This is a genomic window from Desulfurella amilsii, from assembly GCF_002119425.1.
GTDB lineage: Bacteria > Campylobacterota_A > Desulfurellia > Desulfurellales > Desulfurellaceae > Desulfurella > Desulfurella amilsii.
This window is the reverse complement of sequence record NZ_MDSU01000020.1, coordinates 19,308-41,945: the sequence shown is the minus strand read 5'-3', so window position 1 is coordinate 41,945 and position 22,638 is coordinate 19,308. Positions and strand designations below refer to the sequence as shown.

General features: G+C 33.8%; 22 protein-coding genes. 2 read left to right on the top strand and 20 right to left on the bottom strand.

Annotated features, from left to right (window positions below; translation table 11 throughout):
• The first annotated feature begins 68 nt into the window (after positions 1 to 68).
• On the top strand, positions 69 to 350 hold the full coding sequence (rpsT, locus tag DESAMIL20_RS10275) for a 30S ribosomal protein S20 (protein WP_086034793.1): 282 nt from the start codon (positions 69 to 71) through the stop codon (positions 348 to 350).
• On the opposite strand, the gene polX is transcribed toward rpsT, so the two are convergent.
• The 20 genes from polX to DESAMIL20_RS10175 form a co-directional block, all read right to left on the bottom strand.
• Positions 337 to 2,058 (bottom strand): DNA polymerase/3'-5' exonuclease PolX, encoded by a 1,722-nt coding sequence (gene polX, locus DESAMIL20_RS10270; protein WP_086034792.1) that lies wholly within the window; start codon positions 2,056 to 2,058, stop codon positions 337 to 339. The two genes, rpsT and polX, sit on opposite strands and share 14 nt — an antisense overlap.
• Positions 2,055 to 3,908 (bottom strand): hypothetical protein, encoded by a 1,854-nt coding sequence (locus DESAMIL20_RS10265; protein WP_086034791.1) that lies wholly within the window; start codon positions 3,906 to 3,908, stop codon positions 2,055 to 2,057. The genes polX and DESAMIL20_RS10265 overlap by 4 nt, the downstream gene beginning before the upstream one ends.
• The gene (locus DESAMIL20_RS10260) at positions 3,905 to 6,511 is read right to left on the bottom strand and encodes a valine--tRNA ligase (protein WP_086034790.1); all 2,607 of its coding nucleotides are present in this window, start codon (positions 6,509 to 6,511) and stop codon (positions 3,905 to 3,907) included. The genes DESAMIL20_RS10265 and DESAMIL20_RS10260 overlap by 4 nt, the downstream gene beginning before the upstream one ends.
• A gap of 5 nt (positions 6,512 to 6,516) precedes the next feature.
• Complete coding sequence (locus tag DESAMIL20_RS10255) at positions 6,517 to 8,040, bottom strand: bifunctional diguanylate cyclase/phosphohydrolase (RefSeq protein WP_086034789.1); 1,524 nt, start codon at positions 8,038 to 8,040, stop codon at positions 6,517 to 6,519.
• Positions 8,037 to 8,597, bottom strand: coding sequence for an indolepyruvate oxidoreductase subunit beta (locus DESAMIL20_RS10250; RefSeq protein ID WP_086034788.1), 561 nt, complete (start codon positions 8,595 to 8,597; stop codon positions 8,037 to 8,039). The genes DESAMIL20_RS10255 and DESAMIL20_RS10250 overlap by 4 nt, the downstream gene beginning before the upstream one ends.
• On the bottom strand, positions 8,590 to 10,341 hold the full coding sequence (gene iorA / locus DESAMIL20_RS10245) for an indolepyruvate ferredoxin oxidoreductase subunit alpha (protein WP_086034787.1): 1,752 nt from the start codon (positions 10,339 to 10,341) through the stop codon (positions 8,590 to 8,592). Before iorA ends, DESAMIL20_RS10250 begins: the two co-directional genes overlap by 8 nt.
• Positions 10,316 to 10,714, bottom strand: a complete 399-nt coding sequence (gene queF, locus DESAMIL20_RS10240) for a preQ(1) synthase (protein ID WP_086034811.1) — start codon at positions 10,712 to 10,714, stop codon at positions 10,316 to 10,318. The genes iorA and queF overlap by 26 nt, the downstream gene beginning before the upstream one ends.
• Positions 10,715 to 10,768: 54 nt before the next feature.
• Positions 10,769 to 12,715: a penicillin-binding protein 1A gene (locus DESAMIL20_RS10235; protein WP_086034786.1), complete on the bottom strand. Its 1,947-nt coding sequence runs from the start codon at positions 12,713 to 12,715 to the stop codon at positions 10,769 to 10,771.
• 311 nt (positions 12,716 to 13,026) lie between these two features.
• Positions 13,027 to 13,221 carry a twin-arginine translocase TatA/TatE family subunit gene (locus DESAMIL20_RS10230; protein WP_086034785.1) on the bottom strand — a complete coding sequence of 65 codons (195 nt, stop codon included), beginning with the start codon at positions 13,219 to 13,221 and terminating at the stop codon, positions 13,027 to 13,029.
• Between the two features lie 81 nt (positions 13,222 to 13,302).
• Entirely contained in the window at positions 13,303 to 14,004 is a 702-nt protein-coding gene (locus tag DESAMIL20_RS10225) for a DNA-3-methyladenine glycosylase (RefSeq protein WP_143340285.1), read from the bottom strand.
• Positions 14,005 to 14,012: 8 nt separating this feature from the next.
• Entirely contained in the window at positions 14,013 to 14,465 is a 453-nt protein-coding gene (locus DESAMIL20_RS10220; RefSeq protein WP_086034783.1) for a hypothetical protein, read from the bottom strand.
• 80 nt (positions 14,466 to 14,545) lie between these two features.
• A complete protein-coding gene (cutA, locus tag DESAMIL20_RS10215; RefSeq protein ID WP_086034782.1) occupies positions 14,546 to 14,866 on the bottom strand; it encodes a divalent-cation tolerance protein CutA in 321 nt (106 codons plus the stop codon).
• Positions 14,867 to 14,944: 78 nt separating this feature from the next.
• The gene (locus DESAMIL20_RS10210) at positions 14,945 to 15,400 is read right to left on the bottom strand and encodes a DsrE/DsrF/DrsH-like family protein (protein WP_086034781.1); all 456 of its coding nucleotides are present in this window, start codon (positions 15,398 to 15,400) and stop codon (positions 14,945 to 14,947) included.
• An 11-nt stretch (positions 15,401 to 15,411) separates the two neighbouring features.
• Positions 15,412 to 15,729, bottom strand: a complete 318-nt coding sequence (locus DESAMIL20_RS10205) for a TusE/DsrC/DsvC family sulfur relay protein (protein WP_086034780.1) — start codon at positions 15,727 to 15,729, stop codon at positions 15,412 to 15,414.
• Positions 15,730 to 15,749: 20 nt separating this feature from the next.
• A complete protein-coding gene (locus DESAMIL20_RS10200) occupies positions 15,750 to 16,364 on the bottom strand; it encodes a DUF1641 domain-containing protein (protein WP_086034779.1) in 615 nt (204 codons plus the stop codon).
• Position 16,365: 1 nt separating this feature from the next.
• Positions 16,366 to 17,595, bottom strand: a complete 1,230-nt coding sequence (gene sqr, locus DESAMIL20_RS10195; protein ID WP_086034778.1) for a type III sulfide quinone reductase, selenoprotein subtype — start codon at positions 17,593 to 17,595, stop codon at positions 16,366 to 16,368.
• Between the two features lie 83 nt (positions 17,596 to 17,678).
• The gene (locus DESAMIL20_RS10190; protein WP_086034777.1) at positions 17,679 to 18,257 is read right to left on the bottom strand and encodes a methionine biosynthesis protein MetW; all 579 of its coding nucleotides are present in this window, start codon (positions 18,255 to 18,257) and stop codon (positions 17,679 to 17,681) included.
• Complete coding sequence (metX, locus tag DESAMIL20_RS10185; protein ID WP_086034776.1) at positions 18,254 to 19,336, bottom strand: homoserine O-acetyltransferase MetX; 1,083 nt, start codon at positions 19,334 to 19,336, stop codon at positions 18,254 to 18,256. The genes DESAMIL20_RS10190 and metX overlap by 4 nt, the downstream gene beginning before the upstream one ends.
• Positions 19,311 to 19,757: an MOSC domain-containing protein gene (locus tag DESAMIL20_RS10180; RefSeq protein ID WP_086034775.1), complete on the bottom strand. Its 447-nt coding sequence runs from the start codon at positions 19,755 to 19,757 to the stop codon at positions 19,311 to 19,313. Before DESAMIL20_RS10180 ends, metX begins: the two co-directional genes overlap by 26 nt.
• Positions 19,754 to 21,016: an O-acetylhomoserine aminocarboxypropyltransferase/cysteine synthase family protein gene (locus tag DESAMIL20_RS10175; protein ID WP_086034774.1), complete on the bottom strand. Its 1,263-nt coding sequence runs from the start codon at positions 21,014 to 21,016 to the stop codon at positions 19,754 to 19,756. The genes DESAMIL20_RS10180 and DESAMIL20_RS10175 overlap by 4 nt, the downstream gene beginning before the upstream one ends.
• Positions 21,017 to 21,217: 201 nt before the next feature.
• Between DESAMIL20_RS10175 and DESAMIL20_RS10170 the strand changes: the two genes are divergently transcribed.
• Positions 21,218 to 22,615, top strand: coding sequence for a hypothetical protein (locus tag DESAMIL20_RS10170; protein WP_086034773.1), 1,398 nt, complete (start codon positions 21,218 to 21,220; stop codon positions 22,613 to 22,615).
• Positions 22,616 to 22,638 lie beyond the last annotated feature (23 nt).

The following is a 22,638-nucleotide window of genomic DNA, read 5'->3' as shown; positions in this document are numbered from 1 at the left end:
AAAAATTTAAATTTGACTTTATACTAAAGATATGCTATTAAATCTATAGTTTTTGACAGGAGGTAGATGTGGCAAATCATAGGTCGGCTCTTAAAAGAGTAAAACAAAACAAAAAAAGATACTTAAGAAACAAATCGTACAGGACAAGGCTAAAAAATACCGTTAAGCAAGCAAGGCTTGCTATAAATAGCGCTGACACACAAGGTTTAGATCAAGAATTGAAAAAGGCGCAAAAAATAATTCACAAAACTAAAAGCAAAGGCGTCATACATAAAAATAAAGCTGCAAGGTTGGTTTCAAGGCTTACAAGAGCCACAAATAAAAAACTAAAAGAAGTTAGCGCTTCTTAAGAAACTGTTTTAATTTACTATAGTTTAGTGTATTAAGGCAATCACTTTTTTCAAGCCAGCCTCTTTGTGCGGTTAACACACCAAAAAGCATGTAATTAAAATTATCTTTGGTGTGTGTATCTGTATTAATGCACAATTTTGCACCAAAGGCTTTTGCAAGTCTTGCATGTTCGTCATTTAAGTCTAAACGCAAATAAAAAGAGTTTATTTCTAAAGCTGTTTTGTGCTTTGCAGCCTTTTCTACAATGCTTTGCATATCAAGCTCATACGGCGGTCTTTGACTTATAAGTCTACCAGTTGGGTGACCTATGATGTTTACATAAGGGTTTTCTATTGCAGCGATGATTCTTTTTGTATTTATGTCTTTCGAGTTTCCAAAGCCCTGATGAATCGAAGCGATAACAATATCTAAATCTTTTAGCACACTATCGTCAAAATCTAAGCTACCATCTTTTTTGATATCAACTTCACTGCCTGCAAGTATGTTTATTTTACCTTTATACTTGGATTTAAGTTTGTCTATTTCATTTAATTGCTCATACAAGCGCTCAACGCTTAAACCATTTGCAACATAAGAAGAAACAGAGTGATCTGTAATTGCAATGTATTCATAGCCACGATTTATTGCCTCTTGAATAATCTCTTCAAGATTCATTAAACCATCAGAATAATTTGAATGGACATGTAAATCGCCTTTTATGTCTTCCAATTCTACAACATCAGGCAAATTATTTGATAAACAAGCCTCAATCTCGCCTTTATTTTCTCTAAGTGTGGGTTTTATATAGCAAAGACCAAGTGCTTTGTAAATGTCTTCTTCGCTTTTTGTTTCAATCTTTTTGTCTTTAAAAAACAAACCGTATTCATTTAGTTTAAAACCTTTTTTGATTGCAATCTCACGCACGCGCACATTGTGCTCTTTTGACCCGGTAAAGTACTGCAAAGCACAAGCAAAAGATTCATCATCTACGATTCTAAAATCTACTTGCATGTTATTAGATAAAAGCAAGCTCACCTTAGTATCACCCAAAGCGATTATCTGCTTGTGTGGTAAGTTTGCCAAAGCTTTTGAGACATTTTTAAAATCTTTTGTGCAAATAAGTATATCAAGGTCCCCAACAGTTTCTTTGCCCCTGCGCGTACTACCTGCTATCTCAGCTTTAACCACATAGTCTATTTTTAAAATTTGCTCAATCAAACCTTTGGCAATAAGCAAACTTGCGCCAAGAGAAAAGCGTGATTGCCCTTCTTCAAAAAGTTCTATACCTTCTCTAATTTTTTTTATACTCTTTTCCAATAAAGATATATCTTTGAGCTCGTCATTTTCAAACACTAGCTTTTTGACATCTTCAAGTGTCCTTACACGGTAGCGCTCAAACATCTTGTAGAGGGTTTTTGGCCCTAAACCCCTTATATCCTTTAGTTGAAAAAGTGTGTATGGTACTTTTTCTAGAAGCTCGTCTAAATATGCTACCTTTTTTGTATCAATATATTCTTTAATTTTTTGCTCTAAATCTTTACCAATACCTTCTACTTTCTTAGGGTTTGATTTAGAATAAATATCTACAATACTCTCATTTAAGCTTCTAATTGAATCTACTGCATTTCTGTAAGCTCTTATTTTAAATGGGTTATCGTTTAAAAATTCCAATGCGTCCGCTATTGTCTCAAATATAGAGGCCAATTTTTCATTATCTTCAAAGCTCATTTGTTAATTTCAAATATAGTCAATCTATAGATATCATTTTCACCCAATATAAATCGCGTAAAAAATGGAGCTGGCGTTGCAATCAATCCTACTATATAATCATTTTGTCTTGCAAAGTTTACTACTCGGCCAGAAACGCTACCCGAATTCCACACATCTTGTAGTTTATTATTATCAAGCTTATACATAGATATACTGTATGCGTTGTAGTGGCTGCCCGCAACCTGTACTGCATTGCTCCTATAACTTTTTGGGACTAAAACATAGTAGTTGTCTTGATGCTTAAAAAACTTTAAGACATTTTGTATATACACAACTCCTTTGTTTTTATTTTCGAAATAATTTTCATTGGGATTATATGAATGAGAGTATCTTTGTATTGGCTCAACACTGCCGCTAATATACTGGCCTGTTAAGAAATTTTTCTTATTAGCTATATCATAAATCGCAATTTCGTTGTTTGGTGTAGCATACACTAATTTGTCTCCTATTTGTTCAAACTCATAAAAAGACTCTGGATCTATAGGTAATTTCAGCTCTTTTGTAATTGTACCATTTAAGTTCATTTCGTAAATTGGCCCATAAAATCTTGAACCAATGGACATATTTTGAGCAATTAACTGTGGTTTTGAGTAAATATCAAAGAATCTTAAACAATAGCCTATAGAATCTTTGATAATATGTATAGAAGAGCCTTCAATATAGGCTATAGATGATGAAAGCTGACCGTAGGGGTTAAAACTTGAGATAGCAAGATAAGTCTTACCGTCAATTTGAGCGGTATCGATGTTAAATATATTATACCCTACATTGGCGCTTGCAACCTTATTTAGCGAGTATCCATCAAACCGATATAACTCTAATTGGCCTTTGTTTGCAACAATAATTAAATCGCCCGTAGCAGCCAAAGCTTTGGCTTGATATCCAATATTTGCGTAGTTAACAAGCCTCATAGTAGCACTCGATGCGCCAAGGTTTGAATATTTGCTATATAAGCCAAACTTGTTAAGCAAACTTTCCCACAATGTGAGTCTTGGTTCAATATTTAGTGTACTGGGTACAGCATTTTCTGGTGGGAGATTCTCCGCAAGTTTAGTTGTTTTTAGTTTTTCCATTTCTTGTTGACTTATTTTGGAGCTTGTAGAATATATTAGATCACCACTGTAGCCATTGTATATGTTATACGATATTTGGTTATTGTTTTTTAAATATACAGGTATTACAAAATCACAATTTACGTCACTACATAGTTTTTCAATATCCTCTGGTGTACTAATTGACGTAATTTTCTCCTTTGTCATAGCGATCTCGATTGTATCTGGATCAACTACTTCAAATTTTTTTGTTGACTCAAGGGCATTTCTTATACTGTCAAATAACACAGGGTTCCTTGTAACAATAGCCACTCTGTATAAACTTTTACCTATTATCCACTCATCATTATCTGACACATCCGGCTTTGAGTAAGTATAGCCATTTGTTATAATTGGTAGACCTAAAAAATACTTTTGGATCTTTTTTGTACCTCTAATTATTTTAGCTGTGCTTTTAGTGGGCTCTACACTTTCTACTTGAGCATAGCAACGCCCACTTTTTAAATCAATGCGTTTTTGCGTAGTTGGATCAACAAATACACCTAAATTTTTGTAAATATAGACAAGCTCACCTTTCATAATACCATCATTTGAGCCTTTATCAAGAACTACTGTATTCTTTTCAACACCTATAACTTTACCCTTTTGCTCAACCAAGGAAGAAGTAAGCTCGTGTGCAAAATTTTCGCCCACATCTGCATATGCAACTTTTGCCAAAAATAAAACAGTCAAACAGACAAATAAAATTTTTCTCATAAAACTCTCTCTAATTGTTCAATCCTCTTTTTTGCATTGTCTTTTATTAGAATAGCTTCTTGAAGCTCTTGCTTACTTTTTTCAGTGAGCTCTTTGGGTGCTTTAGATACAAATTCATCATTGCGCAATCGTTTGTTTAAGAAATCTATAGAAGTTTGTGCTTTTTCAATTACTTTTTTTAATCTCAAAATTTCACCTTCAACATCCACATTCTGGCCTGCTTCTAAAAATATATCGCCATATTTAGTTGGCTGTATAAAACTTTTTGGCACATCTTTTTCAATTATAGATAAATCTTTTGCATTTGCAAGTAATAGAATGTATTTTTTATAGCTTTGCACAATCTTTTCAACTTCTTTGTTTAGTGGTTTAAGGTAAAAGTTTATTTTTTTGTTAGTAGCTATGGAATTTTCGCTTCTTAAAATTCTCATAGCTTTAATTAATTCTATCAATAAATCAAATTCTTGCTCTAAAGCATCATTCTGGCTATTGCTTTTAGGAAAGCTGGCTATCATTATGGATTGGCCTGATCGGATAGGGATTTTTTGCCACAAAAACTCGCTAATAAATGGTGCAAATGGGTGTAACAATCTTAATATTTGCTCAAAAACTTCAAGCAGTGTTTGTTTAACCTCATCGCTATATTCATCTTTGTTAATATGAGCCTTACTCATTTCAATATAGTAATCGCAAAACTCATGCCACACAAACTGATACAAACTTTCTGCAGCTTCATTAAATTTATAGTCATCAAGGCTTTGTGCTACCTGGTTAATTGTTTTTGACAGCCTAGATTTTATCCACAAACTCGCACTTGAGTATACCTGTATGCTTCTATTTGGCTTAAAATCTTTTGTATTTATTTCAATAAATCTGTAGGCATTCCAGATTTTATTCATAAAACGCCTATAGGATTCAATTTGATCATAAGAAAGCTTTATATCTCTACCTTGCGCTGCTAGTATCGCTAGTGTAAATCGCAATGAGTCTGCCCCATACTTATCAATTACATCTAGCGGATCTATGACATTGCCTTTGGTTTTGCTCATCTTCTGTCCGTATTTGTCCCTTACTAAAGCATGTATATAAACATCCCTAAAAGGTACATCCTTCATGAAAAACATGCCCATCATTATCATCCTTGCAACCCAAAAGAAAATTATATCAAAACCCGTCACAAGCAAACTCGTTGGATAAAATCTTTTTAAATCATCTGTATTGTCTGGCCAACCAAATGTAGAAAATGGCCACAATGCAGAAGAAAACCATGTATCTAATACATCGGTTTCTTGCAATAACTCTCCTGCGCACTTTGGACATTTATTAATAGGATTTTCGCTAACAAAAACCTCACCGCATTGCTTACATGTATAGGCTGGAATCCTATGACCCCACCAAATTTGCCTTGAAATACACCAATCTCTAATATTATACATCCACTCAAAGTAAGTTTTCTCCCAGTGTTTTGGTATAAACTTAATTGAAGTGTTTTCAACAACCTCTATGGCTTTTTTTGCTAAATCTTTTGTTTTTACAAACCATTGTTTTGAAATGTAGGGCTCAATCACAGTATTACAGCGATAACAGTGACCAACCGAATGCGTATAGTCTTCTATTTTGTAAATAAGATCTGCTTCTTTTAGCTTTTCTACTGTAATTTTTCTTGCTTCAAACCTATCTAGGCCTTCTAAATCAGGAGCGTTGTGCGTCATTCTACCATAATCATCTATTGCAATAACTATATCCAAATTGTGCCTTTTGCCTACTTCAAAATCATTGGGATCGTGAGCAGGTGTAATTTTTACCACACCACTGCCAAAGCCCATGTCAACATAATTATCCTCTATTATGTCAATAAGCCTGCCTACAAGTGGCAATATGACCTTTTTGCCCACATAATGCGCATAGCGTTCATCTTTGGGGTTAACTGCAACTGCCGTATCACCAAAAAGCGTTTCTGGCCGTGTGGTTGCAACTATCAAAAAATCCTTGGAATCTTCCAGAAAATACTTCAGATAATAAAGCTTTGATTGTTCTTCTTCGTATTCAACCTCTAAATCAGACAAAGCAGTATGACAGCTTGGACACCAATTGATAATATACTCGCCTTTGTAAATGTAGCCTGCGTTGTAAAGCTCGACAAACGCTTTTTTAACGGCTTTAGAGAGTCCTTCATCCATAGTAAAGCGCAGTCTAGAAAAATCGCAACTTGCCCCGAGCCTTTTTATTTGGTCTATTATTTTGTTTCCATAAGTATTTTTCCACTCCCATATTTTTTCAATAAACGCCTGCCTGCCAATATCATCTTTTTTGATACCTTTTTTTGCCAAATCACGCTCAACCATAGTTTGTGTAGCAATGCCTGCATGATCTGTGCCTGGAAGCCACAGTACACTGTAGCCACACATACGCTTATATCTAGCAAAAATATCCTGTAGCGTTTGATTTAGCGCATGGCCAATATGCAAAGCTCCCGTTACATTTGGAGGTGGTATAACCACACTAAAAGGCTCCCCATCTGGGTTTATCTCCGGTTTAAAAAAACCATTTTCTTCCCAAAACCTATATATATCTTTTTCAAAATCGCTATTATAACTATCCATAAGCTTTACGAAACTCTCCTTTTATAGAATATGTTAGTAGTCAATTCTTGTAAACGCTTATTAATATCATCCCCTTGAGAAAAATCGCAGCTAGAAAACCAAAATGAAGGGTTAATATCTTTACATGCGGCTTTTAATTTATGATCCAGATCTAATATGTCGTTTGTGAGGTTTTCTATCTTCTGCTTTATTACAACCACAAATGAATCTCCACCAATCCGAAAAAACTCGCTTGGGTATCGAACAAAAACTTCACGGATCATTTGTGAGAAGGTGTAAATTAACTTATCGCCTACAAACCTTGAATAAGTAAAGTTAATCGTGCGCATATCATGTAAATCAAGCAGCAAAAGGTGAGCATCTTGGTCTATTTGATGTGAAAATTTAGGCAAATAATGCCTAGAATAAAAGCCTGTTTCGTAATCAATAAAAAACACCATGTTTCTCATTTCTTCTAATTGTTGGCTATATTGCTCTATATCACAAACCATACTTTTAGATTTCAACAGCACCTCTACTGATTTACTTAAAATCTCTTCATCAATTTTGCCTCTAAATTTATTAAACATTAATTTTATAGCCTCTTTTGCTCCTATTGCCTTTCTGTATGGTCTATCTGTAGTTAGCGCATCAAATATATCTGCTATGGTGATAATTTTTGCTTCTAACATTATTTCACCGTTTTTTAAGCCATCTGGGTAGCCACTGCCATCTAAATATTCGTGGTGAGACCTAATGATTTTAATTATATCTTCAAAACCCTTTATCTGAGACAATATGTATTCTGAAAACTCTGGATGTTTTTTAATAAATTTGTACTCCTGTTCTGATAATTTAGCTGGTTTTAATAAAATTGCATCTGGTATACCAATCTTGCCAATATCGTGCAAAAGAGCTGCTTTTTCAATAGTTTCTACATTATCAAGCTTCAAATTTAAAGCTATATTCCTTGAATACGCAGAAACTCTCTGCATATGACCCTTTGTATAAACATCTCTAATTTCTGCTAAATTTGACAAAACGGCCAAAGAACTATCCAAAGCAGCTTTTGTGGCTTTAAGTGAGTTTTTTAAACTTTTCATAGAAAATAGGTACTTTATCTTTAGCTTTACTACATTTAAAAAACTCTCAAGATAATCTTGAGTGTCTTGTGTTAACTCTTTTACGCCAAAACTCAATAAAACGCGCACTTTATTATCACAATCAAAAGATTTCAATACTAAGTAATTGGACTCATAAAAAGAAAGAAGTTTGTATAAATGACTACTGTATTTAATTTCTTTTGGGTAAATAATAAAACTTTCACTTTCACAACTAAAAAACTTTTGATAAAAAAGCAAATCGGCGGCGCTAAGGGATTTTTCAAAATAAATAGGTTTTATGACACCATTATCTTCTAAAAAAAAGACTAAATTTCTTGCATCAAAAAACTTCCTACATATAAATGCAGTTAATTTTGCTACTTGCTCAATTTCATCTATATTGGTGATGCGCTTTATAAACTCATTCAAGTACAAAAGTTTATTCATGAAAGATTTAATCCTATTTCAAAAGCTTCTATATTTATATCAATTAATTTAGGATTTAAAGTATCTGCTATTGCCCTTGTAAAATGTTTTTTGTCTATCTCGATGATTTTTGAAAAATACCCGAGCATAATTGTGTTAACGCCCTTTTGCATATTGTGAAGTTTTGCCACTTCGTTAAAGTTTATAATATTTTGCTCAAAAGGAAAACTGTTCAAATACTGATTTATCTCATCTTGATCTATCTTGGCACCAACTATAGGGACAATTCTGTCGTTTATTAAAGCAATTGAGGCTTCGTTCATATAGTCTACACTACGTAGGGCTTCTAATTTCTCACTTGCAAACATGTAATCCACGCTAGCTTTTGCTGGTAGCAGAGAATAAACTTTTTTGCCGTAAATTAAAAATGCATTTACGCTGCCACCCCTTTGGCTCATGCCATGCACTTCGCTTTTTTTTACATCAAAGTTAGCCCTTAAGAGAGCATTTGCGCAAATATTTGACGCAGTAATGATACCATCACCGCCAACACCGCAAAATATTATACTCTTATTCATTTACATCACCTTTTACAATTGCATTTGTAGGACAAACTTTAGCACACAGTGCACACCCAGTACAGGAATCTTCAATAATATAGGCTTTGTTATCTTTGTAGCCAATTGCAGGACAACCAACCCTTAAACACCTCTTGCAATCTATGCATTTATCGGCAATTACAAGATAAGGTATCTCTTTTATCTTTTTGGGTGCCAGAACACAAGGCCTTGTAGCAATTATAACACTTAATTCTTTTGTATTTACTTCTTGCTCTATAATTTCTTTGGTAGTTTGATAATCGTATTGATCAACTTTAAACACCCTTTCTATACCGATTGAGCGAACTAAGTTTTCTAAGTCAACCTTGTGGGTTGGTTCGTTTTTTATATTAAAACCACTTGTTGCATCTGGTTGACCACCTGTCATTGCAGTAATAGAGTTATCTAGTATAATTACAGTATATGCGACATTGTTTACATACGCATCAATTAAAGGCTGCAAGCCAGTATGCAAGAAAGTAGAATCACCAATGACAGAAACAACTTTATGGTTAAGAGAGGCTTTGGCCAAGCCATAGCCCATAGAAATGCTTGCACCCATGCAAACGGTTGTATGTATGCTCGAAAGCGGTGCAGCAGCACCAAGCGTATAACATCCTATATCACCAGTTACATACACCCTTAAAGAATGCAATATGTCAAACACAGGCCTATGAGGACACCCGGGGCACAATACAGGTGGCCTTGCTGGCAAGTCTGGCACTTCGAAGTACTTTTTTGGGGTTTTTTCCAAGAAAGAAGCTTTGGCTAAGCCTTCTTCTACAATATCTAAATTAAACTCACCATCTTGCGGAAAAAATTTTTTACCTTCAACATAAATACCGCCAGCTTTAAGTTGTTCTTCAATATATGGTTCAAGTTCTTCAATAACTATTACTTTATCTAAGTTCTTTACAAACTCACGTGCAATTTCAATAGGAAATGGCCAACTTAAACCAATTTTTAAATAATTGGCGTTTGGCAAAAGCTCTTTTGCATACAAGTAGGAAACGCCGCTTGTTATTATACCTATGTTTAATGTCCCCTGTTCTATTCTGTTTATTGGAGTCTCGTTTGAAAGTTTTTGCAATTTGGCGTTTCTTTCTAGTAGTTTTTTATGTCTTGCAATGGCATTTTTGGGCACAAGCACATATTTTGATATATCTTTAACAAGCAGCTTGTTTTCATAACCACCAAGCTTATGCATATCAAAGTAAGCCATCTCTTGCGTATGAGAGACACGCGTAGTGGAGCGTACAATTACAGGCGTATCATACTCTTCACTTAAAGCAAATGCGTACTGCATAAAACCCATAGCTTCTTTTGCATCAGAAGGCTCTAAAATAGGCACCTGTGCAAACTTTGCAAATAGCCTGGTATCCTGCTCGTTTTGCGAAGAATGCATCCCAGGATCATCTGCTACTACAACAACAAAACCAGCATTGACACCCGTGTATGATGCGCTCATTAGACTATCTGCTGCTACATTCAAACCCACATGCTTCATTGTAACAAAGCTCCGCCTGCCTGCTATACTTGCACCAAGGGCCTGTTCGAAAGCGCTTTTTTCGTTAGATGCCCATTGTACTTTAATATCTTCAAAAGTCTTTGTGTGTTCTAGTATCTCGCTTGATGGTGTGCCAGGATAGCCACTCGCAAAACTAGCACTTGCTCTATATGCACCTATTGCTAATGCTTCATTGCCGCTTATTATTTTTCTCAAAACCAGCCTCCTGTATTTTAGAATCAATCTTGATAATAGTTTTAACGTTTCCCCTTGGATTAAAGTCTCCTATCACTTCTAAAAATTTTGGCTGCAAACAATTGCTTAAAGCAGCATAAATTTCATTAATTGAGTCTTCATGTGATATATATTTATTTCTAAAACTATTCAAAAAAAGCTTAAAACTTTTTAGCTCTATTACATATTTATCCGGTATATATTTTATTCTTATTGTAGCAAAATCAGGGTAACCACTGCGTGGGCACAAACAGGTAAATTCGCTAAATTCAATATCTATTTCAAATGTAAATGGATTTTTGTTTTCCCATCTTTCTAATTGGTTATTTAATATAGCTTCTTCGCCGTATCTCATTGTCATTTTAAGTATACTATACTTAAAATCCTTTTTCAAACTTTTATATCTTTGTTATGAATGTGAGGATTTCGGATTATTAAATATAAAGTTCGACATAATTTTAGGTAAATGCCTTGGGACTGGAAAGTTTTCAACAGATTTTGAAGCCAAAGCATGCTCCATATAGTTTAACCAAATGGGCAAAGCCATTGTGGCTCCAACTGCATACGGTCCGCAGGGCTTGTAGTCATCAAAACCAACCCAAACGCCTCCTACCAACTGGGGCGTAAAACCCATAAACCAGTTGTCCCTCGCATGATTTGATGTACCTGTCTTAGCGGCCATTGGTCTGCCTAGAGCTTTCGCATATACACCTGTGCCTTCCTTGACCACTTTTTCTAACATTTTGGTCAAAATAAACCCTAAGTCTTTTGGAAAAACTCGTACTAAATCTGGTTTTGCTTGATAAATTAAATGATTTTGCTTATCATAAATCTTTTTTATAAAAATAATTTTTGGCAATAAACCATAATTATCTATAGCGCAGTATACTAAAGCAAGCTGTTTAAGTGTTACCGAAGATGAACCAAGCGCAATGGTTAAATTATGCGGTATTGTTTCGGTAATACCTAATTTTCGTGCGTTAATTATTACATTATCTATACCAATCCTGTCTAATAATTTTACAGTTGCTACATTTACAGAATGCGCAAGGGCATATTCCAGTGAAATTGGACCATGAAATTTAAGTGTGTAATTTTGAGGCGCCCAAACTTTATTTCCATACACATACTCAACAGGCTCGTCATCAATCTTATACAGGGGCGTGAAACCTTCTTCTAAAGCGGTAAGGTAAACAATGGGCTTAAATGCACTACCTGGCTGCCTTTGTGCTTGAGTTGCCCTATCGTACTGTGATTTTCTATAACTGTCACCGCCAATCAGTGCTTCCACATAACCATTGTGTGGATTTATAGATATTAAATCAGCTTCTAAGCCAGCGTTTTCCCCATAATGTTTAATAAGCCAATTTCTTGCATCTGCAATATAGTACGGTGCTTTGTACTTTGTTGTTGTTAATTTTAATATACCTTTTCTTACAGCATTATATGCGTCGTTTTGCAGTTTCATATTAAGCGTTGTATAAACTTTCAATCCACCATTGTAAACTATTTCTTTCCCATAATGACTAATAAGCCAATTTTGAACATGCTGTACAAAATATGCAGCTTTATTGCTGTAACCATAGGTATACAATGAACTTTTTTTTCTCAGAATAATATTTGAATGCACAGCCTGCCAATATTCTGTTTTTGTTATAAAATTATCAGCATACATTCTATCCAATACATAAAGCGTCCTTTTTTCAGTAATGGAGGGGTTTTGGTATGGATCATACAAACTCGGTGCCTGTACAAGACCAGCCAGCATTGCTGCTTGTTGTATTGTTAACTGACTGGCATTTTCGTTAAAATAGGTTTTGCTAGCCATTTCTATACCATATGCGCCATTGCCAAAGTACACTGTATTTAAATACAAAGTAAGAATCTGATTTTTTGTCAAGTATTTAGATATTTTATAAGATAAAACTGCACCTTTAAGTTTTCTATACAGTGTTTTTTTAGGTGTTAAATAGAGGTTTTTAACTAATTGCTGTGTAAGTGTACTGCCACCTTCTACAACCCTTGCGTGTATTAAATCTTCAAATGCTGCTCTAATTATACTTCTAAAGCTTATTGGACCATGCTGGTAAAATCTACTATCCTCTGCCGCTAACATTGCTTTTTTCATATTTATATCAATCTGATTGAACAATACGGGCTGTCTTCTTTGCGTGCCAATTACAGCTATACATTGGCCGTCTGAAGCGTATATTTTTGTAGGTTTTGAAAAAAAATCTCCATTTAGTAGATTTTTAAAATCTTTATTGGTTTGCAAATACAAAGAAATAACAAAAGAACTCAAACCCATAAAAATTAAAAAAAACAATAAAGCAACTATAATAAAAACTTTTTTCATAATATACGTTTTATTTTTTTCTTAAAAATAGAAAAATCAATCCACCAGATAAAATAAAAAATAAAAAAACACCTAAACCTATACTAAAAGGAGAGTTTTGCATATCTAACCCCTTAAAATATAAAAAATATCAAAACAAAAGAAAAAGTAACAAAAACAATTGATGACATCAAACTAAGTATATTCATTAAACAAAACTAGATCTAACCTAAAGTTTTGTCAAAAAAACCATTTCTCTTAGGCATATAAAATTTTTCATTTTCTAGCTTAATGCAATATACATTTATGTAATTGCTAATAATTATCATAAACTAATCTTTCGTATGCGTTTTGTCTTCTATAACTTTTGCATCTTGTTCGGTGTTATTCTTTCCATCTTCTTTAAGAGATTCTTTAAAATTCTTTATACCTTTGCCAATACCCGATCCGATCTCCGGTAATTTTTTAGCACCAAAAATTAATGCAAATATTAAAACTACAACCATTATGTGCCAATCATCTAGCATTTTTATTGCCTCCTCTTAAAGTAATATTTTATAATATAACCTCGTTTATGAAAAATTTATAGATTATTTGTGTAAAAAATGTTAGATTGTTAGTTTAAGTTGCTCAAAATTATTTAACCCTTGCTGAGTCAAGGTATTTGAGTAAGTAACCAAAAATCTCAAAGGCTCTTTTGCCCAGGCTTTTGCATAATTTATGCCAATGCGTGGCGTTTTTTTAATATTATTTTGATCAATTTTGGTACCAGCATCAATCATAATAATTGCAGGTAATTTAGCTAAAAAATCACTTTTGTCTTTACAAACTTTAAACATGTTATACTGCATAGTAATACCTAAAGCTTTGGTCAATTTACCAGGTCCGTTTGTCAATTCTGCCTCTTTGACAAAACCTCTCCTTTTTTCTATTAAATCAATACCAACTAGTGGCACAATACCTCTTATTAGAATCCCTTGCGGTATATTTTCTGTGTTTGCAACAATATTTAACATTACATGCCCTCTGCATGTATGAACATACAATCTACCGCCTGAGTGATATAGAGCCTCATTTCTTTTTGTGCGTTTATTTTTGTAAGCGTGAGAAGCTAAATCAATGGATCCAAAGTAACCTTCTACTTCCGATATTACCCCCCCCCCGCTTAAACCTTCTTTTGTGTTTGTAAGTAAAATTTTTCCCAAAAGCTCATAGCATATAAGTAATAAGTTACTCCTTGCAAAAAAAGATCCATCAAGCACTTCTATATTTCTAAAATCTAATTTTTTTATTTCTTCAAATTTAAGCATTTCAAATGTCACAAACGTTTTGATCTACTTTTTAAATACCAGTATATGCTTGGATAGCCAACCATAAATTCTAAAACAACAGCATATATTCTTCCAATTATATCACCTTTAGAAAAAAATGCTAAAATTCCAAGCAATGGCAAAAGTATAATTATGGCTCTTATAGTCAAAGAAAAATAAATTAATACAGCATCTTGAATAAGGTATTTATGCGAAGGTAAAATTTTGTTTAAGTTTTCATTTTTTGCGCTTGCTTTTTTAAATTTCATATATATAACAAAAATACTTATTATCATAAAAATCAAAAAAATACCTACAAAAAGGGTGTTTTTATTCGCGCTAAAAATTATAGTACCGCTAATAAATAAGATAATAGATATAACCAAAACTATAAGCATCTCAAAACAAATTGCAGCCCATAAATTAAAAGCCATGCAAGCTATATCTTCACACTTGTCCACAGTCTGTTTCCTCTTCTTTAAGTAAGTACTCAAAATATATATTATATTTTTACAAAAAATATTTGATTTGTATCAAAAAATTATAGTTTTAAAGCTTCCTTCATCCAATTTAGATAATTGACATCCCCATCTTCAATATTTATCTGGATAATTTCGGGTGTTTCGTATGTATGAAGCGATTTAATAACCTTTTGAACCTCATCAAACAAATTTTTGTGTGTTTTAATAATACAAAGCCATTCTTTAGTATTTTCAAATTTATTTTTATATATATAAAAACTTTCAATGGGGCTGGAAATCTGACAACAGGCTGCAAGCTTTCGTTCAACCAAAAATTTTGAAATACGCACTAAAGTTTCTTTTGAATCTGCTGTTGTCAATACAACAATAAAACCACTCATAGATTTAAGTTTAACAAAAATTCTCCCTGCTTTCAAGCAGGGAGGTATATGCAAACAAAGAGAGGACTAATTAAAAAATTAAGTAAAGATTATTTGGCCATCCAAAGACATCTCATAAAATTGACCAACTGTAACAATATCGTCCAACTGCTCACAAAAATCTTCTTTTTTCAAGTGAAACATATCAACAGTAGCTTTGCAAGCGTATATTTTACCACCTGCATCATGTATCATTTCTATAAATTCACTAACTGGTGGTATATCCAATTTTTCCATCTCATTCTTCATTTGTTTAGTCACGAAGCTAGACACACCAGGTAATATACCAACTAAAGAAGGTATAGGCAGCGCAGGATTACCAACAGTTGCTACTTTTAGATTATCCATTCGACGCTTGATAATTGCATCTAAACCAAAAAATGTAAAAAACAAAATGGCGTCAATACCTTCCATTAAAGCGCCATTTGCCATAATAAGACCTGGGTAAACACCTTCAAAAGATCCTTTTGATATAATGATAGAAACTTTACTCATAATAAAAACCTCTAAACACAGCCTACTGGTTTCTTAATCCCAGCGATTTTAGCTGCTTTTTTAGCGGGCCCTTTTGGAAACAATTCATACAATTCTTTTGTTGATACACCGCTTTCTTTTGTTAATTTTCTCATAGAAGGACCAGTCCCATGCTCTTTAAATTCTTTCTGCATAAATTCAATTACAACCCAATGCCTATCGGTTAATTGTTCAATACCTTCTTGCTTGGCGATTGCTTCTGCTACTTCTTTACTCCAATCCGAAAAATTCACCAAATAACCCTCATCATCCGTTTGTATACTTTTGCTTCCAACAACTAAGACTCCCATAATACCTCCTTTTGTAACTTTCAATCATTGTTTTGGCTGAGTTTGCTAAAATTTTCCAAAAAACTTACAAAAAACGCTAAAACCGTCTTTATTTCCTTGCTATTTAAAAGCTTTATCATGCCTATAAATGACAATTCATTAGCTTTTTTTGCATCAGCTAATTTAAAAGCTTTAATGGTATCTACAAGTGTTTTGCTAAGGCGATTTACATCGTCAATTGTAAGATTTTTTACTAAATTATCCATTAAGTTTTTAATTTCTTTTAATAGCGAAAAATAACCAATTTTTTCTAAATTATCCAAGTAGCCCTGAGTTGAAATTGCGATCTCTCTTGTTAAAGGCTCAAAAGAATCCCAAAAATCAATTAAGCTTTCCAATCTATTAAATAGCTTGGTTAAGTTATCAATATTTCGTGCAAGTTTTTTTATAAAATAGAATACACTGTCTATGTTTGTATATTCAGAAATTTCTTCAAGATTTTCTAATGCTATATCATATACGCTCTCTCCTATTTTCATTACATCTGCATTTAAATCTTCCATTGATTTTCTATGGGTTTTTTGAGCATATACTTCCTCTAAAACTGCATCAAGTTTTTGACTAACTTCATTCAATCTTACCTGTATATCATCCATATTATGCCCTCTTTCCTGCCATTGACATATGAGATTCTATTGGTAGTTCAACACCTTTTAATAAATAATTCCAGTACATCCATCTAAACATTATTTTTCCATAATGATTCATAGCAGTTTCTTGCAAAAGCGAAAATGGACCCAAGGCAGGCAATGGGAATTTTCCAGGTAGTGGCTCAACATCGTAATTAAAATCAATCAATATACCTTTGCCAAAACCTGATTCTATAAAACAATTGGCATGTCCATCAAATTTGGCTTTAGGCGGTTTTCCCTCAACTACATCCAGAAAATTTTCAAAAAGAATATCAGAAGCGAAGTGCGCAACTGAGCCTGCTTTTGACGTTGGTAAATCAGCTGCATCACCTATAACAAAAATATTATTAAATCCTTTTGCAAGAAGCGTTTCTTTGTCTGTTGGTATAAAGTTTAGTTCATTGCCTAAACCACTTTCGGCAATAGCTTCATCGCCTTTATTTGTTGGGATGCTAACCAAACAGTCAAAATCTACCTTGATCCCATCGTAAGATATAATTTGTTTATTTTCGTTATCTACACGCTCAATACCAAAATCTGGAATCAAATGTATATTTTTTTTCTGTAAAAAATCTCCCAGCACACTTGCAGCTTTTGGTTTTGTAAAAGCCCCAGGAAGCGGTGTAACAAAACTAATTTCAACCTTATCCCTTATACCTTTTTTAGTAAAAAACCAATCTGCCAAAAATACAAATTCTAGTGGGGCTACTGGGCATTTAATTGGCATTTCAGTAATATGCAAAACCAATTTTCCTTCATCAAAATGTCTAAAAAAGTCTGCAAGCTTTAATGTGCCTTCTATCGTATAAAAATCAAATATATTTTTGTGCCATAAAACATCCTTCAGGCCTTTAGTTTCATTTGGATCTATTTTACACCCTGTAGCAATAATTAAGTAATCATAGGGTACCACTGCATTATTATGCAAAATTACTCTGTTTTTTTCTGGATCTATAACCTTAATTTTTTCAATAATGACCTCAACGCCCGGTGGCAAAAAATCACGCTTGGGTCTTATAACATCTTTTTTTGTGTACATATTAAACGGTATAAACAAGAACCCTGGTTGGTAATAGTGCGTTTCATATTCATCAATAATAGTAAACTGCCATTCATTCCTATCCAAAACACTGTAAAACTTATTAAGCATCATTGTACCACCTGCTCCACCACCCAAAATGACAAGGCGCCTCATAAAACCTCCAAATAATTAGTTATCAACTTACTATATATTATATACAAAAAGGTTTTTTGTCAACAGCAAAATTACTATTTTATTTACCCTTCTAATAAAAATACCGCGTGCCTGGCGAGTAAATTAGGGTAGTGCTTCAATAAAACAGGCCCAAAGATTAAAATTTTTTTGATTATTCTTATGTCATTTTGAAGGCAGTATCGCTCGAATTCTAAAATACTGAATGGATGGAAGTATTTTTTCTCGTACCAACAATAATCATAGAGTGTTTTTTGGGCAATCCTGCCTTTTAGCAAAATGCTCAATCTGTTTGATATATACCCGAAATTTGCAAAACTTACTATAACTTTTTTTCCAACCCTTAATGACTCAGACAATATTACCTTTGGGTCAGATACTTCACTAAGCGTTTGACTTAAAATTACATAATCGTATGACTTGGTTTTATAATTTGGAAGCACCTCGAACATGTCGCCTTCGTAAACGCTTATCCCTTTTGCAATGCTTTCTGAAGCTTTTTTGGGGTGAATCTCAATGCCTTTAGCTACTATAGTCTTTTTCTTAGCCAACAGTTCAAGCAAATCACCACTACCACACCCCAAATCAAGCACTTTTGAATTATTGTTAATAAGCGAAAAAATTATCTTAAAATCCTTTCTCATACAAATCTCAAGAAATTACCAATAATAAAATTTTGCTCTGCGCTTTCCAGTAAAAAAGAATCGTGACCATACTCATAATTTATATTCCGATAGCTTACGTTTGCGCCGATGGATTCTAAAGCATTCACCAAACGCTTAGATTGTTCCTTTGGGTAAAGCCAATCAGACGAAAAAGATACGATTAAAAACTTTACGTCTTTTGCACAACTTATGGCATCTTCTAATGTTGGGTAACCTTGCTGCAAATCGAAATAATCAATTGCCTTTGTAAGGTATAAAAATGAATTAGCATCAAAACGTTGAGTAAATTGCTCCCCTTTGTAGCGCAGGTAACTTTCCACTTGAAAATTAACAGAAAAATTAAACTCTACTTTGTCGCTTACTAGATTTCGGCCAAACTTTTTTTGCATTGAATCTTTGCTTAAATAAGTAATATGGCCTACCATTCTAGCCACAGCAAGCCCATATTTTGGCAAACTTTTTGAGTAATAATTTCCATTATTCCACTCAGGATCGTTTATAACAGCCTGTCTTGCTACTTCATTAAATGCAATTTGGACAGCATTATGTCTATAGGTCGTGGCTATTGCAACAACAGATTTAACCATATATGGATAGTTTCTTGCCCACTGCAACACCTGCATGCCTCCCATTGAGCCTCCAATTGCACACAATAATTTTTCTATACCTAAATGCTCAATGAGCAGCTTTTGTGCTTCAACCATATCTTTTATTGTTACAAAAGGGAAATCGAGAGCATAAGGTTTGTTAGTTTTAGGATTTGTAGAACTTGGGCCGCTTGAACCATAACAGCTACCCAAAACATTAGAACAAATTATAAAATACTTATTGGTATCAAGTGCCTTGTTAGGACCTATCAATGTATCCCAAAAACCTTTTTTGTCGGTATTATCAGAATAAGCGCAAGCACTACCTGTTAATGCATGACATACAAGTATTGCGTTTGTTTTATTCGTGTTTAGTTTTCCATACGTTTCGTAAGCTATATATATTGGCGGATATAGTGTTTTTTTACACTCAAGCTCAAGAGGTTTATCTATTGTAAACATCTTTTCCATTTATTGCCTCAACAACCATATTTGGTTTTATAAGTCCGCCTTTTAAAATAACGCCGAAAATTCCTTCTTTTGGCATTATACAGGAACCTAAAAGTTTTTTTATATTGCAAGCATTGTGGCAAGTTTTGCCAATTTGCGTAACTTTTATGATAGTATTTCCAATTTTTATTATAGAGCCAACAAAAACAGATTCATCACGCAAGCCACTCACAGTAATATTTTCAGCAAACGATCCAAAAGGTAAATCCTTGTTAAAAGCCATTATTTCGTCAAAATCCAAAAAACTTACTTGCCTATTGGAGTTTTTGAAAGCATGTGCGTCACCAAACAAACCATAATTTTTTACCGCAATGACTTTTTCTAAAGGTTCTTTTGGAACGCCCTTAGTTTTGCTTATATTTACAGATATAACTATGCTCATATTTTCTCCAAAGCTTGCTTTAGGTCTTCAATAATATCATCAACATGCTCAATCCCTACAGATAATCTCAAAAAATCTTCTCCTATCTGGGCTTTTTTAAGCTCTTCTTTGCTTAATTGGCTATGCGTTGTGCTTGCTGGGTGTATGATTAAACTCCTTGCATCACCTATGTTGGCTAAATGGATGATTAAATTTAAGTTTTCAACAAAAGCCTTTGCTTTTTCAAAACCACCCAAGACGCCAAAGCCTATTATGCTTCCAAATCCTTTTTTAAAGTATTCATTGGCAAAATTATAATCAGGGTGGTTTTTTAAAGACAAGTGATTTACCCAGCTAACTGCGGGGTGGTTGGATAAAAAACTTGCTACTTTTAAAGCATTTTCGCAGTGTCTTTCAATTCGAAGAGGCAGAGTTTCCAAACCCAGCAAAATTAAAAATGCGTTAAATGGTGAAATACAAGCACCAATGTCCCTTAGCAGCTGCAACCTGGCTTTTGTGGTAAAAATACCTGCATCCTTAAATTTTTCATTGTATGACAAACCATGGTAGGACTCATCAAAACTAAACTCATCTTTAAATTTAGGATTATCCCAATCAAAATCACCCTTTTCTATAATTGCGCCGCCAATAGTTGTACCATTTCCACTTATAAATTTTGTTAGAGAATATACAACTAAATCTGCTCCAAAATCAAAGGGGTTGAATATTATTGGGCTTACCGTGTTATCCACTATCAATGGTATATTGTTATTATGAGCAAGCAAAGATAGTTTTTTAAAATCAGCTATTCTATTTGTAGGATTACCAATCGACTCGACATATATAGCTTTGGTTCTATCATCTATAAGCTTACTAAAATCAAGAGGATCGTTTGTTTGCGCAAACCTCGCTTCTATGTCAAATTTTTTTAATGTATATTTAAACAAATTATAAGTGCCACCATATAAATATTTACTGCTGACTATATTATCTTTTGATGATGCTAAATTTAAAATTGAATACACAATAGCCGCTTGACCAGATGATACAACAATTGCACTTTTTGCATTATGCATTGCAGCAAGTCTATTTTCCAAAATCTGCACTGTAGGGTTGTTGATTCTTGTGTAGATATAGCCTTGTTTATTTAAGCTAAACAAATCATACGCATCATGTATAGAATCAAACCTATAAGAAGAAGTTTGATATATGGGTATTGCCTGAGATTTATTCTCATCTGGCTTATAACCATAGTGAAGCAAGATCGTTTCTATTTTCATTTTAACACCTCAATAGTTACTTATATGCTAACTCATTGATAACATTTTATTTTTCGTTTGTCAATAGGAATTATTAAACAAGAACAACATAGCTTTTCTTACAAAGTAAATTATTATTCTTACAAAAAAATAAATTTGTTCTGATTTTAAAAAAACGCCGAGAGCTTATGATATTAAAAATTTATTCAAGGAGGTAAGTTTATGTCAAAAAACTTACGGTTTAGAGATCTCTTGCTATTTATGCTGGTAGTGGCGCTAAGCATGCTAGGTTTTGTAAAAAAAGCAAGGGCTATTCCTTCATTTTCACGCCAAACTGGTTTATCCTGCGACGTATGCCACACAGTATTTCCTCACTTGACACCTTTTGGTAGAGATTTTAAACTTCACGGCTATACTTACGATTACTCCAAATTAATCAAATTTGCGCGCAATCAATACAAACAACAAGCTAGTGAAGAGGGATTTTTGCCAAATCTCGCAGTTAATCAAATCCCTATGCTTTCTATGCGTGTAAAATCACAATACTCGCACATGAAAGGCGGCTCAAATGTACCAAGCAAAACAAAATTTAATTTGGTTAAAGGTTCAAGCCTGTATTTTGCTGGCGAAATAGCTCCAGATATAGGTACCTTTACCGAACTGACAGGTATCAACGATGAGGGTGGCTCTCTTACATTAGGCGGATTTGATTTGGCACTGGTTGGTCCAAATGAGAAATTGGGACCATATAATTTAACATTTGGCTTAAGAGGCGAAGATATGGTAGGCTTTAGTGATCCAACAAACTCTATTGGCAATTGGGGCGCATTATTACATGGTTTTTCGGGCGGTATAAGTTCAAGAAACAGATTTTTTGAAGCTTTTGCACCTTCTCCTTTAGAAGGTGGCGAAATTTACGCAATGCTTGGAGGTTTTACACATGGTGGGTTATATGCTGCCTTTGGCTTATATCACCCAACTAGCGGTGAAGTAGGAAAAACTTCGCCAACCTACGTTGTTTTAACTAATCCTGGATCTGATTCCGCTACATTTGATGGAACATCTAATGTAGATGAATATGGAAGACTAGCGTATTTCTTTCCAGAATTTGATCATATTTATACAGAAATTGGAACATTTGGATATTTTGGACATGAAAACATAACAGCAAGCGAGGCTCCAGGAACTGGACAGTACTCTGATGCAGTTAAAGAGTATGGTCTTGATGGTCAATTACAATACATAGACTCCCACAATCTTTTTGAAATATTTGCTTCTTTTATACACGATAAAAATGGTTCTTTCTATGGGCATGATATTTCTAATGGACAACTAATCAACGGTTCTGCTGTTGCTGCTAATAACTTTAGCATAAATGCAGACTATTACTACAATAGAACCTATGGTATATATGCAAAATATACCTACCAGCATTCATCTGAACTAAAAGATTTAAATGTCTCAGGTGAAGCAATGGGTCTTTCATGGTATCCATACCAAAATGTCAATTTAAGACTCGAAGAAGACATTTACAATAAAGATAACCCTGATGTTGCAGCTACTGGCGGAAGTGCATCTAATTATGATACAACCAGAGTGATGTTACAATATGCTTTCTAACTTTTTTCATACTTAGCCTACCT

Coding starts and splice junctions, on each gene's coding strand:
- polX (WP_086034792.1), bottom strand. CDS start 2,058: ATGAGCTTTGAAGATAATGAAAAATTGGCCTCTATATTTGAGACAATA.
- DESAMIL20_RS10265 (WP_086034791.1), bottom strand. CDS start 3,908: ATGAGAAAAATTTTATTTGTCTGTTTGACTGTTTTATTTTTGGCAAAA.
- DESAMIL20_RS10260 (WP_086034790.1), bottom strand. CDS start 6,511: ATGGATAGTTATAATAGCGATTTTGAAAAAGATATATATAGGTTTTGG.
- DESAMIL20_RS10255 (WP_086034789.1), bottom strand. CDS start 8,040: ATGAATAAACTTTTGTACTTGAATGAGTTTATAAAGCGCATCACCAAT.
- DESAMIL20_RS10250 (WP_086034788.1), bottom strand. CDS start 8,597: ATGAATAAGAGTATAATATTTTGCGGTGTTGGCGGTGATGGTATCATT.
- queF (WP_086034811.1), bottom strand. CDS start 10,714: ATGAGATACGGCGAAGAAGCTATATTAAATAACCAATTAGAAAGATGG.
- DESAMIL20_RS10235 (WP_086034786.1), bottom strand. CDS start 12,715: ATGAAAAAAGTTTTTATTATAGTTGCTTTATTGTTTTTTTTAATTTTT.
- DESAMIL20_RS10230 (WP_086034785.1), bottom strand. CDS start 13,221: ATGCTAGATGATTGGCACATAATGGTTGTAGTTTTAATATTTGCATTA.
- DESAMIL20_RS10225 (WP_143340285.1), bottom strand. CDS start 14,004: ATGCTTAAATTTGAAGAAATAAAAAAATTAGATTTTAGAAATATAGAA.
- cutA (WP_086034782.1), bottom strand. CDS start 14,866: ATGAGTGGTTTTATTGTTGTATTGACAACAGCAGATTCAAAAGAAACT.
- DESAMIL20_RS10210 (WP_086034781.1), bottom strand. CDS start 15,400: ATGAGTAAAGTTTCTATCATTATATCAAAAGGATCTTTTGAAGGTGTT.
- DESAMIL20_RS10205 (WP_086034780.1), bottom strand. CDS start 15,729: ATGGGAGTCTTAGTTGTTGGAAGCAAAAGTATACAAACGGATGATGAG.
- DESAMIL20_RS10200 (WP_086034779.1), bottom strand. CDS start 16,364: ATGGATGATATACAGGTAAGATTGAATGAAGTTAGTCAAAAACTTGAT.
- sqr (WP_086034778.1), bottom strand. CDS start 17,595: ATGAGGCGCCTTGTCATTTTGGGTGGTGGAGCAGGTGGTACAATGATG.
- DESAMIL20_RS10190 (WP_086034777.1), bottom strand. CDS start 18,257: ATGAGAAAGGATTTTAAGATAATTTTTTCGCTTATTAACAATAATTCA.
- metX (WP_086034776.1), bottom strand. CDS start 19,336: ATGGAAAAGATGTTTACAATAGATAAACCTCTTGAGCTTGAGTGTAAA.
- DESAMIL20_RS10180 (WP_086034775.1), bottom strand. CDS start 19,757: ATGAGCATAGTTATATCTGTAAATATAAGCAAAACTAAGGGCGTTCCA.
- DESAMIL20_RS10175 (WP_086034774.1), bottom strand. CDS start 21,016: ATGAAAATAGAAACGATCTTGCTTCACTATGGTTATAAGCCAGATGAG.
- DESAMIL20_RS10170 (WP_086034773.1), top strand. CDS start 21,218: ATGTCAAAAAACTTACGGTTTAGAGATCTCTTGCTATTTATGCTGGTA.